Origin of the sequence: Klebsiella sp. Lac1 (assembly GCF_009825425.1) — a bacterium.
Classification (GTDB): domain Bacteria; phylum Pseudomonadota; class Gammaproteobacteria; order Enterobacterales; family Enterobacteriaceae; genus Klebsiella; species Klebsiella electrica.
In genome coordinates this window covers 2,379,420-2,391,888 of record NZ_VJZJ01000001.1, presented here as the reverse complement: position 1 = coordinate 2,391,888, position 12,469 = coordinate 2,379,420, and the positions used below count along the sequence as shown (strand labels likewise).

Sequence of the window (12,469 nt, the reverse complement as noted above, 5' to 3'; positions counted from 1 at the left end):
AATCCGAGAGCATGCAAACATGGAGGGGGCCAAATGACTGAGCAATCCATTCTGGACATGTGCTGCGGTTCTCGCATGTTCTGGTTCGACAAACAGGACGAACGCGCAGTGTTCACCGATATTCGCGCTGAAGAACACACCCTGTGCGACGGTCGCCGCCTGGTTATCAGCCCGGACATTATCGCCGACTTCCGCGCACTGCCGTTTTCCGACGCCTCTTTCCCTGTTGTTGTGTTTGACCCGCCACATCTTGAGCGCGTCGGAGATAACGCCTGGATGGGTAAGAAATACGGACGCCTGAACAAAGATACCTGGCGCGATGACCTACGTGCTGGTTTCAAGGAGGCGTTTCGCGTACTGCGGACGCACGGCGTTCTCATCTTCAAATGGAACGAAACCCAGATACCGGTTAGCCAGATTCTGGCGCTGACCGACGAGAAGCCGGTCATCTGGCAACGCACCGGGAAAGCGGACAAAACGCACTGGGTAATTTTCGTGAAAGGGGCTGCAGCATGAAAGTCAAATGCATCAAAGATACCGAGGGTTGGTGGACCGAAGGCGAATATTACGAAGCGGTAGAATCTGCCGGCGGTTTTATTCTGGTTGGCGATGATGAAGAACCCGCAGGTGACGGCTGGAGCGCTATGCCTATCGAATACCGGGATGACGGTTCGATCGTTTATGTCCTGGGCGGCATTGATGGTGAAGTGTTATTCGAGGAGGCCAGCCATGACTGATATCACCGAACTGGCGCAGCTGCGTGCTGAGCTTTCAAATCCGGCAGTTGGCAGCAAAGACCATCTGCGAAAACTCGCGTTATCGCTGGTAGATGCGCTGGAGAAGGCGCAGCAGCGGATTGGAGAGCTTGAGACCTATAGCAAAACCGCTATCGAATTTAGGGAAGCGGCACTAGCTGAGAATGCCCACCTCAAGCTTGAGCTGGAAATTCTGGAGTCCCGCACCGTCACCGTGAAGTTGCCGGAGCGTTACGCCTGCGAGCTGGGTTACAACGCCCCAGACCCAAACGGCGACATGCTCGACCGGGATGATGTAATTGCCGCGCTAACCGACGCTGGCATCAAGTGGGAGGGGGAGTGATGAAACCTGCAAACTTTGCCCCTGTGTACTGCGCACTTTATCCGGCACTGGCGGAGATAGCCCGTAAACACGGTTACGCAATGGCTATTCACGGAACGATGGCGCGTGACTTTGATCTTATTTGTATTCCGTGGGTCGAGTCTCCATCAAAACCTGAAGAAGTCGTGGCAGAAATCACCGCGACATATGCGACTACCGATATCACCAATCCTGGCTACAAGCCTCACGGTCGCCTGGCCTATTCAGTCTGCTTTGGGTTTGGTGAGTTCTTTGCTGACTTGTCGTTTATGCCTGTTACCGAAGGAGCCAACCAATGACCAATAACCAGAACCAGAACCAGAACCAGTTAACAGACCTGCGCATTGAGCAGATTTTGGAAAAAGTAGGCGTATTCACTTTAGATATGTCGCAAGACTTACAGGATGTTGCTGCGGCGCTGCGTGAGCTGCAGGAACGCCGCAAGGCCGAGAGGGACAGCGAGCCGGTGGCGTGGACTGACGATGAAGAACTGCGCGATGCAAATGTCGCCGGAATCGGTTACCTGTTTGGCATCGACCGCGAAGCAAACAAGTTTGCTGACCCGCGTCGTCAGATAGTGCTCTATCGCCACGCGCAGCCAGCGCCTGAAACAGAACGTGAGCCAATAGCGTGGCTCAATGATGCGTATTTAGCTCGCGGTGTAGTTGATGGCGAGGCTGGTAGTGAGGACGTTGGGCCTGGGTATATTCCTGTTTATCGTGAGGCATCACCAGCGCAGCCAGCGCCGGTAGTGCAATGCCCATTCCCCTGTGGCTGGGATAATCTGAACAAATTAGCTATTCAGAATGCTGCATTTGTTGCGTGCGCGCTGGTTGCTGGTGAACCAGCCACTGAATCTCTGCGTCAGGCGGTGATATCGAACAATGACTACTTGCTGAAAGTTATTTCCGCCAGCCGCGCCGCCATGCTTCAGGTTGGCACCCTCACCAATGAGGATACCAAACAGGCATGGACTGGCATCCCTGATATCGATAACGCCATCATCATGCTTGACCGCATCAGCACAGCAGAAAGTGAAGACGATGACCGAGTTGAGGCTGTTAAGGCTGTTTTGCGTGGACTGGCTGGCAACTCTCCGGTAATTGGCATTGACCCGGCATCCGGTCCAGATCGCACTGTCGAGGTTCGCTACGTTGCACCTCCCGGTTACGTGATGGTTCCGAGGGTGCCAAGCCAGGCCCATCTGAACAGCATAGCTATGCGCTACCGTCACGATTTCTATCTGCTTAACGATGCGCAGAAAGATAGCGCCCTGGCTACCGCCAGGCAGATGTATGAGGAATGCAGTGGGCAGGGATTCTATACGCTGCCAGCCGCCCCGCAGGAGGTTAAAGGTGAATAAGGTCGAATTACTTCAGAAGATATCGGCACTCGCTACTGAATGCCACACGCTGGCCTGTGAGCTTGATATTGGTGATGAGCGAACCGAAATGTTCGAGCTCTACGAGGTCCTTCGTCGCGCGCAACGACGTGGCGCAGCTGGCGAAATGCTGGCAGCCACAAACCCGTTGCTATGTCCTGGTATTGCTGATGATGAAGAGTGGACGGATTTCGACGAAGACGAGGATGAAGACTGATGCCTAAATCCCCCGCAGAACGCAAAGCCGCGCAGGAGGTAATGAGTGCAAGAGTTCATCCTGCACGAAACGAATAAAGCTCAACTCTGGTCGCTTCTTAAAGAAATCCTCTCTACCGGCAAACGCTGGCGCATAAAAATCTCTGAGTATCGCGAGCGTCGTTCGCTCCCACAAAACAGCCTCCTCTGGAAATGGAACACCGAAATAGCAGAGCAACTTACTGCTGTCGGTGCTGATCGCTTTTCCGATGAGGAGGTTCACGAGTGGCTCAAGGATATGTATTGCCCAGCCAAGCCGGTAACCATTTCAGGAATGACCAGGTACGTTAAATCAACCCGGAGACTGGATATCGGCGAGATGCACAAATACCTAACCGACATTGACCAGTGGGCGCATCAGAAGGGATTGCGACTGACAATTCCAGATGGTTGTGAGTACCGGGAATTACAGCGGAGGCAAAGCGAGTGAGCTTGCGAGTAAGAGATATCCCGCCGGGAGCCAAGTTTAGTCTGGTTCGTAACGGGCATAAATTCACAATGATTTGCCAACACGGAAAGATGCATTACCTGTACCGGGTTATAGCCCATCAATGGCGAGACAAAAAGATGGGGTGCTTCCCTGAGCAGGAGAGAACGCTCAACGGGCAGAGTTACGTCAAACTAGTAATCAGGGTGACGCCATGAGCCGACGAAGTCCAACCCAAATAGTTTTAGACAGCCTCATATTCACTCCCACCAAACGAAGCAGAAACAAACCTAAGCCGATCCCCACGGCATCCGAAGTAAAGAGCTACGACCCAACATATCCGCTACTGGCGAAACGCTGGTTGCGCGTTAAAGCGAGGACTAAACATGGCGTTAAAGCGCGATAAATTTGATGACGTTTTCTCCCAGCTAGTCAGGGAGCGAACAAACTGGGAGTGTGATTATTGCGGTCGAACATTTCACCACGAGCACGCCAAATTGCACTGCTCACACTTCAAATCACGCCGACATAAATCAACCCGCTACCATCCCTATAACGCATTCGCTCATTGCATAGGTTGTCATCGCAAGCTTGAGGAGGACCCCTACGAATTCACCGCACATGCGGAGATTGCCTACGGGGAGATGACGATAGAGCGAGTGGCGCGTCTGGCATGCGTTCCTGTGCGGTTAAAACCATGGCAGATGGATGAGTTATACCAGCACATGAAAAGCGAACTGAAGCGATTACGTGAGCTTAGAGCGGGAGGTGAGGTAGGGCGTATCGAGTTCACACTGCCTGAATGGTATCAGGAGGGAATTGTGGTTCATATGGGTGAGGCAGCATGAAGCAGGAAATCATCGAAGCACTGCGCGTCAGGTGGACTCGCCTCCAGCTATTTCCTCGCGGCAGAACATTTCCAGACAACTACATCCTTCTTCGTCAGTTTTACCGGATATACAGGGGGCCAGAATGCTGACTGCATTTCTCGTATTTTATTCGTTTATGGCAGGGATGATGGCTGAGTGGTCTCACACAAGGCAGATGGAGCTAGGAATCAATACTCACCTGATTAAAGTGGCGCTGACGGCGGGGTTATTTTGGCCCGTAATGCTCTGGAGGTTGGTCAAATGAGGCTTGAAAGTACTGTTAAATTCCACTCCCCAAAATCACCTCAACTCTCAGATTCTCCACGCGCCACCGCCACCGAAGCATTGAGCGGCACGGATGTTATGGCGGCGTTCGGTATGGTGCAAAGTCGCGCCCCGCTCGGGTTCAGTGCTTTCAGCGGCAAGATGAACCTGAGCGATAACGACAAACGGAAGGCTATTCAGTTACTGGTACAGTATGGGATGAAGCATTGCGACAAGGTGGCAGCCTTACGCAAACTTGAAACCAATGTTAAAGGGAAAGTGGTGCAAACACTCGCAACCTTTGCATATCAGGATTATTGCCGCTCAGCGGCGAGTAGCGTCACGTGTCCATGCTGTAAGGGGCGCGGCGTACTACGCAAAAAGGAGGTTGTGGTTAAGCATCCAGGCTGCGGAGAGAAAACTCCAGCAACAACGGCGGTAGAAATGACGGAATCTCTCTGTGCGAAATGCAACGGCGCAGGCGTCATATCGACATCTTGCGTTAAGTGCAGGGGGAGAGGTGTTGCGCTGGACAGGAAGAAAACAGACCTACAGGGTGCTCCGGTTTATTCGTCCTGCAAGCAGTGCTCAGGACGAGGTTATGAGCGCATTCCTGCAGCATCATGCTTTCGTGCGATATGCCAGTTCACTGACGCAATTTCACCGGGTGTTTGGGATAAGGCTATCAAGCCATTCTACGAATCTCTCATCACTGAAATCGAGAAAGAGGAGTCTGCAGCTGATGTGGTTTTATCGAAAGTTACCAGCAAAGTTTAGTTCCGGTAACGATTGCACCTTGCATAATGACGAAAACTAGAATATCATCGTTCTAACACTAGAAATCCGTCTGATGTTAAGGTGGATTTGAAAGAAGCCCTGCGGTTAACCCCGTGGGGCTTTTTCGTTTCTGCAATCTGTTCAGGGCTCTTGAGTGAATACGTGCCGCACTACACGTTGAAGCTCATACGCGAGAGTCCTGACTAGATTATCGAATCCCGCCAGCTGGGAATCTAGGCCATAGAGCCAACGCCTTACCCTCATTGTCAGCCATTATGCTGACTTTTTTATTTTCAGGCTCACGGGAATCATCATCGACGTGCGTTGTTGTTAATCCAGCCCGTGAAGCCTGACCCCTTTCAAACACAGCGCCATCCGTAACCGCGGAGGTGAGGATTATGAAAATGCCATATAAACAAGATTTCATCGCCGCTCTGCTGGCAGCAAAGGAGCAGGGCATAGGCGCAATGCTGGCCTTTATTATGGCCTACCTTCGTGGGCGTTATAACGGTGGCGCTATGGCTAAAACATTAATCGATGCGGCAATGTGCGCAATGATTGCCTGGTTCGTTCGTGACCTTCTCGACTTTTCCGGTCTGAGCAGCAATCTCTCCTACGTCGCCAGCGTGTTCATTGGCTACATCGGAACCGACTCGATCGGCAGTCTGATTAAGAAATTTGCAGCCAGAAAGGCGGGAGTCGATGATGCAAATTAGCCAGAACGGCATTGCCCTGATTAAAAACTTTGAGGGATGCAGGTTAACCGCGTATCCCGACCCTGGTACTGGCGGTGCTCCGTGGACTATTGGCTATGGCTGGACTTTCCCTGTTGACGGCAAGCCTGTCAAGCCTGGAATGACCATTGACCAGTCTACTGCTGATCGCCTGCTGAAGACGGGGCTGGTTAGCTACGAAAACGACGTGCTGAAATTAGTGAAGGTGAAGCTGACTCAGAATCAGTTTGATGCCCTGGTATCGTTCGCCTACAACGTCGGCTCTCGTGCGCTATCAACATCTACCCTGCTGAAAAAACTCAATGCTGGCGACATCAAAGGCGCAGCTGATGAGTTCCTGCGCTGGAATAAAGCAGGCGGAAAAGAGATGCCGGGTCTCACCAATCGCCGCAAGGCTGAAAGAAAAGTCTTTTTATCGTGAACGCGAAGGTAATTTATGAACTATCTCATTAATCGACTGAAAGAGCCGTCAACTTGGCGTGGCATCATTCTTGTTGTTGCTGGCGTGTTTGGTTATCAGATGCCTCCGGGCATTCAGGAGACAGTCATTGCTGGCGGCGTAGCGCTGGCGGGCGTTGTCGGTGCGGTAATGCCGGACAGCGTTAAGAAGTAATCAATCAACAACCAACTGCGAATAACTCACTAAATTTACCGATAATCGTTAAATAAACTTGACGAATTACCGATTATCGGTAATTATTACCTCATCGCAAACATAATACATACGCGTGAGGGTAAAAATGCATCATGAATTCGCTGTTGAAGCCTACAGCTACCATGCAGAGAATTTTGGTGAAAATGCTGACTTTCTCTTCATAAAAAACTGGTGTCTTGAGCCAGAAATGATAAATTTCGCGGTCAAAAATTGTAACGAAAAAGTTAACGATATAATCGCCACTATCAAAGGCATGTCCGGCTACCGCAAGCCGACAGACAAGCAGAAAGCCGCTATTGCCCTCAACATGCTGCAAGGGCGTAGCGCGAAAGACATCTTGCGTGCGGTCTACGGGGATAAGGTTAAAGACCTGCTGCCAGATTGTGAGGCTTCTGACTCTGTAGATGATGAGGACGCGGTCGCTAAAGAGTTGGCTCCGCATGGCATCATCCTGAGCCCGGTTCGCATCGCCTTCGGTGTCCTCTCTGATTTTGTCGCAGATGATGATGACGATATGCATGGGAATACTTATCGCGCATCCGAACATGCCGTAATGAATATGAAGGCTGGTGTGAGTCGAGGCACTGTAGATGCCATCGCAACACTAGTTCTCGATGAGCGCATTGTCGTTACAATGGCAGAGTTGAAAAAATTAAATCAGGAAGAAAGCGACGTTATCCTCTTCAGTTCGAAGCCGATGGAGCTAGACCGTTATATTCGGCTGCACTATGACGGGAATAACGGGAAATTTGCTGCAGCGATGGGCGTACATGCCAGTAAAGTCAGCGAGTGGAAAAAGTTAGGGTGGGTGGCGTATGACGGTAAGCTCTGGAGCTCAAAGCGCACGTTAAAACACGGCAGCCAGGATGAAGAGGTTATGTCGCTCCCTGCCATCCCTGAATAATGATATCTGGAAACAGGTCGCTTCGGCGGCCTTTTTTATTGGCATTACAGGAGCCATTCACAGAGTGGCTTCGATAATGCTTTACCACGCGCCGTATCGTCGCAGCATCCCCACATTAACCATGACCGTAGCCCGAAAGGGACCCTCCTTAACGCGAGTGTGTGGGGATAATCAATAACGATAAATTCCGCCTCTTCTCGCATCCACGGAGTGCGCTAAGACGCTCATAGCGGCCCAATGAAGCCGTGGAAGAAGAATTCATGTGGTTTATGAAATTCTGTAAGGGGTGCTGAAAATTACCATTTACAGAATTATGTATCGATGGTGATTTCTGATGCGTTCAAATTTACGGGGGTTTAACCCTACATAACAAATCCAACCAGCAGGAAGTTCTGATATGGAAACAAAATGTGTATCCGATGGCGCAGCAAATCAAAGTGTAGAAATTTATGCGGTTATTGTTTGCCTTCGCTCTGGAGACTTGCTAGAGGGTTACGTTCTGAGGGGTGGTGATGTTGATAGCTTTTGGTTGGTCATATCTCGAACCCAGGATATGCAAAACGCCACATACATTAATCGGTCTGAAATCTCTTACTTCATGATAAGCGATATCAATTTGACAAGTTGATAACTTCGCTTTGTTGAGCGGGATTTATAGAAAATCGAGAAAGTGGGATAGCCCATGAAGATGATTAAATACTGGAATGTGAAGGTATTAAGCAAAGCTGCTTTCGAAAATGGATTCCCTGAAAAAATTTTAGGGACAACCACTAGTTGTAAAGCAACCATTGAAAGTGGTTTTTTGCTTTACACTTCCCTAGAGGGATGCGCTGAAGGAGTCAATCTTTCCGAAGCCATTCATTTCAGCATCGAACCCGTATATCTGGATGAAAAATAATGGCAAAGCTCACAGACAAACAAGAGCTGTTTGCCTGAGGATTCGAAATGGAGCTAACAGATACGCAAAAAGCTCTTTTCGATGCCATGACAAAATTACAGCAGAATTTTGCGTTAGGCATTGTGAGGGGGCTTAACCAAATTGATGCTTACCGTGCAGCAGGCGGGAAGGCCAAAACCGAAGAGAGCGCCCACGCGTCTGCAAGTGAAATCTTAAGTAATCCTAAGGTCAAAGCATTTCTGGATGCAATCAGCGAGGCGGCGATAAGCGACGCCGTAATGACGCGCAAAGAGGCGCTGGAGCGACTTACGTCTCTTGGGCGGGCCAATCTATCAGACTTAGTAGAGTTTTCTGAGCAGGTTGTTGGCGAGAATGAAGAAGGGAATCCAGTTATCCAGGCAACGTGGAAATTTAAGGATTCTGCACTGCAAAGCCCCGTGTCTCTATCTGCAATCCAGGAGTTAACGGTGGGGAAGCGTGGGATATCGATAAGACTTCACGATCCAAAAGCAGCTATCAGGCAGCTATCTGATCTGGAAGGTTGGGACGCTCCGAAGAAAACAGAGTTGGCTGCCAAACTAACCATGAACAAATCCCTCAGCGAGCTATTCGACGATGACAGCGATTAACCCCATATTCCGGCCATTCATCAAGCCGCATCGATACAAAGTGGCAAAGGTGGTCGCGGGTCGGGGAAAAGCTGGACTATTGCACGGTTACTCGTAGAGATATCTCGTCGGGGGTGCTATCGCTTTCTCTGCGCCCGCGAACTTCAGAACAGTATCAGCGATTCAGTAATCCGCCTTCTTGACGACACGATAGCCCGCGAAGGTTATCAGGCTGAGTTTGAGGTGCAAAGAGCCAGCATTCGCCACCTGATTACCGGTAGCGAGTTTATGTTCTACGGCATCAAAAATAACCCAACCAAAATTAAGTCGCTTGAAGGCATTGATATCTGCTGGATGGAAGAAGCCGAAGCGGTATCGAAAGAATCGTGGGACATTCTCATCCCGACCATTCGTAAGCCAGGCTCTGAAATATGGGTGAGCTATAACCCGAAAAACATTCTCGACGACACGCATCAGCGTTTCGTTATTTCTCCTCCCGATGACATTTGCCTGCTGACAGTAAACTACAGCGATAACCCGTGGTTTCCTGACGTTCTGCGCCTTGAGATGGAAGAGTGCAAGAGAAAGGACTATGACCTCTATCTACACGTTTGGGAGGGTGAGCCGGTCGCTGATAGCGACATGGCAATTATAAAACCTTCGTGGATTGCTGCTGCCGTAGATGCTCATCTTAAAATCGGCTTCAAGCCATCTGGACGCAAGCGCGTCGGTTTCGATGTGGCTGATGAGGGCGAGGACAGTAACGCTACTACGCTGGCATACGGCTCCGTTGTGATGGATTGCCAGCAATGGCACAAAGGCGACGTCATTACCTCTGCAGATCGCGTTAAGAACTATGCCGAAGAAGTCAAAGCCACCGAGATTGTATATGACTCCATCGGCGTCGGGGCTGGTGTAAAAGCCCACCTTAAGCGCGTGTGCAAAATCACTGCCATCGGGTTCAATGCCGGCGAGTCGGTATTTAAGCCCGACGCTAAGTACGCAGACGGAAAGACCAATAAAGACATGTTCTCCAACATCAAGGCGCAGGCCTGGTGGGGAGTGCGCGATCGCTTCTATAACACCTGGCGTGTGATTAAGCACCTTGAAGCCAATCCGAAAGATACCGAGTTTGCGAGGCATTTCTCCGACGACCAACTAATCAGCCTTTCATCCGATATCAAGCAGCTTGAATACCTTAAGGCAGAACTGTCACGCCCGTGGGTGGACTACGACAACAACGGACGCGTAAAGGTTGAGAGCAAAAAGGACATGAAGAAGCGCGGGATACCATCCCCCAACATGGCCGACTCATTGATTATGGCGTTCGCTCCGGCGCATAAACCATTCCATATCCCTGACGAGATACTTCAATGACAAGACGTAAAGCCGCACAGGCACCTCGCCGGGAGCCAGCAAAGATAACGCAGATTCATCTGGATAAAGCATCCGTAGCGAACGATGCCGCGCCGATGGCTGAGTTTAAAACCTACGAGCCATTGCCTGGCGTCATCCCTGAAGATAAAAAAACAGCGACTCTGGCTATGGATGCGACGCCTTACGAGGCGATCAATGCCATGTATGCCGGTACCGAATATTCCGGATTTCGTGGCTATCCGGCGCTGGCTGCAATGTCTCAGCAGGTGGAATACTCGAACATGCACAACGTGTTCGCTGACGAGATGACCCGTAACTGGATTGAGGTTAAGAGTCGCAAGGAAGGAGATCACGACCCGGCCATTGATGAGATGGAGCGGGCTCTTGAGAAATATGATATCAAGCGACTGATGCACGAAGCGGTGCGTCAGGACTCCATGTTTGGCGTGGCGCATATCTTCATTGATGTGGGGGCCATCGGTGAGGAATTGAGTAAGCCTCTGTTCCTCGACTCCAGAAAAATTCCAAAGGGCTCCCTTAAAGGCTTGCGCGTGGTTGACCCGACCTGGGTATACCCAGCCCTCTACAATACGCGCTGGCCTCTTCGCGCTGGCTTCTACAAGCCGCAGGCATGGTTTGTTATGGGGGGTACGGTCGACGAGTCCCGCTTTATGGATATCGTTAGCCGTCCGGTACCTGACATCCTTAAGCCGTCGTACAACTTCGGCGGCCTGTCGCTCACGCAACTGATGGAGGATTACGTTAACGACTGGCGAGACGCCAAGAAGAACGTAATCAAGATTCTGCGGACGCTGCGCATGCGAGCCCTGAAAACCGATATGGATGCACGATTACAGGAGCCTGGGGCGTTCGATAAGCGCATTAAGTTGTTCACGCAGTATCAGGATAACTTTGGTATATGGGCCATCGATAAAGAAGAAGACTTGCTGCATATGCAGACTTCTCTCAGTGATCTTTCCAGTTTGCTGTCGAACTACCAGGACCAACTATGCATGCCTGCACGCATCACCAACCTGAAGCTGCTCGGCAACGCACCCGCTGGCTTGAATGCTTCTGGTGACTCAGAACTGGCTACCTGGCACGAAACGGTGTCCGGGTATCAGGATGGTGAAATGCGCCGGCCACTGGAAAACATCTTCAAGCTGATTCAGCTCTCTGAGTTTGGCGCTATCAACGATGACATCTACTTTGAGTTCAAGCCTCTGGATGAAATCAGCGAGAAAGAGAGCGCAGAAATCGCCAAGTTGCGTGTAGAGACGATTGCAGTAGCCGCGGACAGCCAACTTGTTAGCTCTGAAGAAGCGCGTGAAGCACTGAAGGGCATTGAAAACGCCGGTTTCGAAACTCTGGATGGTGACTATGAGCCGGAAGAAGACGAAGAGCCTGAAGGCAGTCAACTATAACGCCGGAAACATTAAGTGGTATCAGCGGGAGTTGCTCGCAGAAATACGCGAGATGAACGACGACGTTAGGCGGCAGGTGCTCGAAATCATCCGCGACAACCCTCTGGCGCAGGATGCCAGCCTTGCAATGGACGCAAGTCCTGTCTCGTTGATTAAGTGGGTTCTTGACTCCCTTGCTCGGAAATGGGTTGATCGCTTCATCAATAAAGCTCTGCCAGTATCTGATGTTCTGGTAAAGAAAACCACGAATGCTGTTGACCGAGGTCTGCTGGCTTCTGCGCGTGCTGATGGACTAACAATCAACATGCAATGGACTCAGGCAATGACCGAGAAGGTTGATGCCATCATTGCTGAGAATGTGTCGCTGATTCGTTCTATCCCTGAGAAATATTTCACTGAGGTTGAGGGGATGGTTTACCGGGCGGTTGCGCGTGGCGGCGACCGTAAAGCACTGGCTGACGAGATTGAGGCTAACTTTGGTAAGCGCCACGGCATCACCAGGCGCAGGGCTGAAGGAATAGCCAGAGACCAGGTGAGAAAGGCGACCGCATCTCTTTCAAGACAGAGGCAAAAAGCCGCAGGGATAAAGCGAGGGATTTGGATTCACAGCGGAGGTAGCAATAGACCTCGCAAGAAACATGTTCATGCTCACGGTCAAGAGTTCGATTTAGATGTTGGACTCCCTGTTGGCGATAAAGGGCAGTACGTTCTCCCTGGTGAAGAGGTGGAATGCGGATGTACGTGGAAGCCGGTGCTGCCATTCTGATTTAACAAACAACA

General features: G+C 50.8%; 20 protein-coding genes and 1 pseudogene. All 21 read left to right on the top strand.

Going from position 1 to position 12,469, the window contains the following annotated elements:
* Positions 1–33 precede the first annotated feature (33 nt).
* The 21 genes and pseudogenes from FNY10_RS11655 (at position 34) to FNY10_RS11555 (ending at position 12,455) form a co-directional block, all read left to right on the top strand.
* Entirely contained in the window at positions 34–516 is a 483-nt protein-coding gene (locus tag FNY10_RS11655; protein WP_160705127.1) for a class I SAM-dependent methyltransferase, read from the top strand.
* Complete coding sequence (locus tag FNY10_RS11650) at positions 513–737, top strand: hypothetical protein (protein WP_160705126.1); 225 nt, start codon at positions 513–515, stop codon at positions 735–737. Before FNY10_RS11655 ends, FNY10_RS11650 begins: the two co-directional genes overlap by 4 nt.
* Positions 730–1,098, top strand: coding sequence for a hypothetical protein (locus FNY10_RS26925; protein ID WP_227699370.1), 369 nt, complete (start codon positions 730–732; stop codon positions 1,096–1,098). The genes FNY10_RS11650 and FNY10_RS26925 overlap by 8 nt, the downstream gene beginning before the upstream one ends.
* Complete coding sequence (locus tag FNY10_RS11640; RefSeq protein WP_131050841.1) at positions 1,098–1,415, top strand: hypothetical protein; 318 nt, start codon at positions 1,098–1,100, stop codon at positions 1,413–1,415. The genes FNY10_RS26925 and FNY10_RS11640 overlap by 1 nt, the downstream gene beginning before the upstream one ends.
* On the top strand, positions 1,412–2,479 hold the full coding sequence (locus FNY10_RS26920) for a hypothetical protein (protein ID WP_227699369.1): 1,068 nt from the start codon (positions 1,412–1,414) through the stop codon (positions 2,477–2,479). Before FNY10_RS11640 ends, FNY10_RS26920 begins: the two co-directional genes overlap by 4 nt.
* Entirely contained in the window at positions 2,472–2,714 is a 243-nt protein-coding gene (locus tag FNY10_RS26915) for a hypothetical protein (protein WP_160705077.1), read from the top strand. Before FNY10_RS26920 ends, FNY10_RS26915 begins: the two co-directional genes overlap by 8 nt.
* Before the next feature lie 45 nt (positions 2,715–2,759).
* Positions 2,760–3,182, top strand: coding sequence for a hypothetical protein (locus FNY10_RS11620; protein WP_160705076.1), 423 nt, complete (start codon positions 2,760–2,762; stop codon positions 3,180–3,182).
* Positions 3,183–3,393: 211 nt separating this feature from the next.
* The gene (locus FNY10_RS11615) at positions 3,394–3,585 is read left to right on the top strand and encodes a NinE family protein (RefSeq protein ID WP_160705075.1); all 192 of its coding nucleotides are present in this window, start codon (positions 3,394–3,396) and stop codon (positions 3,583–3,585) included.
* Complete coding sequence (locus tag FNY10_RS11610) at positions 3,566–4,027, top strand: hypothetical protein (protein ID WP_160705074.1); 462 nt, start codon at positions 3,566–3,568, stop codon at positions 4,025–4,027. Before FNY10_RS11615 ends, FNY10_RS11610 begins: the two co-directional genes overlap by 20 nt.
* Positions 4,024–4,158 carry a YlcG family protein gene (locus FNY10_RS27330; protein WP_160705073.1) on the top strand — a complete coding sequence of 45 codons (135 nt, stop codon included), beginning with the start codon at positions 4,024–4,026 and terminating at the stop codon, positions 4,156–4,158. Before FNY10_RS11610 ends, FNY10_RS27330 begins: the two co-directional genes overlap by 4 nt.
* Positions 4,152–4,313 carry a hypothetical protein gene (locus tag FNY10_RS11600; RefSeq protein WP_160705072.1) on the top strand — a complete coding sequence of 54 codons (162 nt, stop codon included), beginning with the start codon at positions 4,152–4,154 and terminating at the stop codon, positions 4,311–4,313. The genes FNY10_RS27330 and FNY10_RS11600 overlap by 7 nt, the downstream gene beginning before the upstream one ends.
* A complete protein-coding gene (locus FNY10_RS11595) occupies positions 4,310–5,089 on the top strand; it encodes an antitermination protein (RefSeq protein ID WP_160705071.1) in 780 nt (259 codons plus the stop codon). Before FNY10_RS11600 ends, FNY10_RS11595 begins: the two co-directional genes overlap by 4 nt.
* Positions 5,090–5,487: 398 nt before the next feature.
* Positions 5,488–5,805 (top strand): phage holin, lambda family, encoded by a 318-nt coding sequence (locus FNY10_RS11590; protein ID WP_160705070.1) that lies wholly within the window; start codon positions 5,488–5,490, stop codon positions 5,803–5,805.
* Positions 5,792–6,244: a lysozyme gene (locus FNY10_RS11585; protein ID WP_160705069.1), complete on the top strand. Its 453-nt coding sequence runs from the start codon at positions 5,792–5,794 to the stop codon at positions 6,242–6,244. Before FNY10_RS11590 ends, FNY10_RS11585 begins: the two co-directional genes overlap by 14 nt.
* A gap of 15 nt (positions 6,245–6,259) precedes the next feature.
* On the top strand, positions 6,260–6,436 hold the full coding sequence (locus FNY10_RS26610) for a hypothetical protein (RefSeq protein ID WP_014837649.1): 177 nt from the start codon (positions 6,260–6,262) through the stop codon (positions 6,434–6,436).
* Between the two features lie 127 nt (positions 6,437–6,563).
* Positions 6,564–7,382 (top strand): hypothetical protein, encoded by an 819-nt coding sequence (locus FNY10_RS11580; protein WP_160705068.1) that lies wholly within the window; start codon positions 6,564–6,566, stop codon positions 7,380–7,382.
* Positions 7,383–8,064: 682 nt separating this feature from the next.
* Positions 8,065–8,280 (top strand): hypothetical protein, encoded by a 216-nt coding sequence (locus FNY10_RS11575; protein WP_160705067.1) that lies wholly within the window; start codon positions 8,065–8,067, stop codon positions 8,278–8,280.
* A 47-nt stretch (positions 8,281–8,327) separates the two neighbouring features.
* Positions 8,328–8,909, top strand: coding sequence for a terminase small subunit (locus tag FNY10_RS11570; protein ID WP_160705066.1), 582 nt, complete (start codon positions 8,328–8,330; stop codon positions 8,907–8,909).
* Positions 8,896–10,265 (top strand): annotated as a pseudogene (locus FNY10_RS11565) (PBSX family phage terminase large subunit). Before FNY10_RS11570 ends, FNY10_RS11565 begins: the two are co-directional and overlap by 14 nt.
* Positions 10,262–11,689: a DUF1073 domain-containing protein gene (locus FNY10_RS11560; protein ID WP_160705065.1), complete on the top strand. Its 1,428-nt coding sequence runs from the start codon at positions 10,262–10,264 to the stop codon at positions 11,687–11,689. Before FNY10_RS11565 ends, FNY10_RS11560 begins: the two are co-directional and overlap by 4 nt.
* Positions 11,646–12,455 carry a phage minor head protein gene (locus FNY10_RS11555; RefSeq protein ID WP_227699368.1) on the top strand — a complete coding sequence of 270 codons (810 nt, stop codon included), beginning with the start codon at positions 11,646–11,648 and terminating at the stop codon, positions 12,453–12,455. Before FNY10_RS11560 ends, FNY10_RS11555 begins: the two co-directional genes overlap by 44 nt.
* The last annotated feature ends 14 nt before the right edge of the window (positions 12,456–12,469 follow it).

What these genes read in the sequence shown, in the direction of transcription:
- FNY10_RS11655 (WP_160705127.1), top strand. Translation starts at nt 34, where the DNA reads ATGACTGAGCAATCCATTCTGGACATGTGCTGCGGTTCTCGCATGTTC.
- FNY10_RS11650 (WP_160705126.1), top strand. Translation starts at nt 513, where the DNA reads ATGAAAGTCAAATGCATCAAAGATACCGAGGGTTGGTGGACCGAAGGC.
- FNY10_RS26925 (WP_227699370.1), top strand. Translation starts at nt 730, where the DNA reads ATGACTGATATCACCGAACTGGCGCAGCTGCGTGCTGAGCTTTCAAAT.
- FNY10_RS11640 (WP_131050841.1), top strand. Translation starts at nt 1,098, where the DNA reads ATGAAACCTGCAAACTTTGCCCCTGTGTACTGCGCACTTTATCCGGCA.
- FNY10_RS26920 (WP_227699369.1), top strand. Translation starts at nt 1,412, where the DNA reads ATGACCAATAACCAGAACCAGAACCAGAACCAGTTAACAGACCTGCGC.
- FNY10_RS11615 (WP_160705075.1), top strand. Translation starts at nt 3,394, where the DNA reads ATGAGCCGACGAAGTCCAACCCAAATAGTTTTAGACAGCCTCATATTC.
- FNY10_RS11610 (WP_160705074.1), top strand. Translation starts at nt 3,566, where the DNA reads ATGGCGTTAAAGCGCGATAAATTTGATGACGTTTTCTCCCAGCTAGTC.
- FNY10_RS27330 (WP_160705073.1), top strand. Translation starts at nt 4,024, where the DNA reads ATGAAGCAGGAAATCATCGAAGCACTGCGCGTCAGGTGGACTCGCCTC.
- FNY10_RS11600 (WP_160705072.1), top strand. Translation starts at nt 4,152, where the DNA reads ATGCTGACTGCATTTCTCGTATTTTATTCGTTTATGGCAGGGATGATG.
- FNY10_RS11595 (WP_160705071.1), top strand. Translation starts at nt 4,310, where the DNA reads ATGAGGCTTGAAAGTACTGTTAAATTCCACTCCCCAAAATCACCTCAA.
- FNY10_RS11590 (WP_160705070.1), top strand. Translation starts at nt 5,488, where the DNA reads ATGAAAATGCCATATAAACAAGATTTCATCGCCGCTCTGCTGGCAGCA.
- FNY10_RS11585 (WP_160705069.1), top strand. Translation starts at nt 5,792, where the DNA reads ATGATGCAAATTAGCCAGAACGGCATTGCCCTGATTAAAAACTTTGAG.
- FNY10_RS26610 (WP_014837649.1), top strand. Translation starts at nt 6,260, where the DNA reads ATGAACTATCTCATTAATCGACTGAAAGAGCCGTCAACTTGGCGTGGC.
- FNY10_RS11580 (WP_160705068.1), top strand. Translation starts at nt 6,564, where the DNA reads ATGCATCATGAATTCGCTGTTGAAGCCTACAGCTACCATGCAGAGAAT.
- FNY10_RS11575 (WP_160705067.1), top strand. Translation starts at nt 8,065, where the DNA reads ATGAAGATGATTAAATACTGGAATGTGAAGGTATTAAGCAAAGCTGCT.
- FNY10_RS11570 (WP_160705066.1), top strand. Translation starts at nt 8,328, where the DNA reads ATGGAGCTAACAGATACGCAAAAAGCTCTTTTCGATGCCATGACAAAA.
- FNY10_RS11560 (WP_160705065.1), top strand. Translation starts at nt 10,262, where the DNA reads ATGACAAGACGTAAAGCCGCACAGGCACCTCGCCGGGAGCCAGCAAAG.
- FNY10_RS11555 (WP_227699368.1), top strand. Translation starts at nt 11,646, where the DNA reads ATGAGCCGGAAGAAGACGAAGAGCCTGAAGGCAGTCAACTATAACGCC.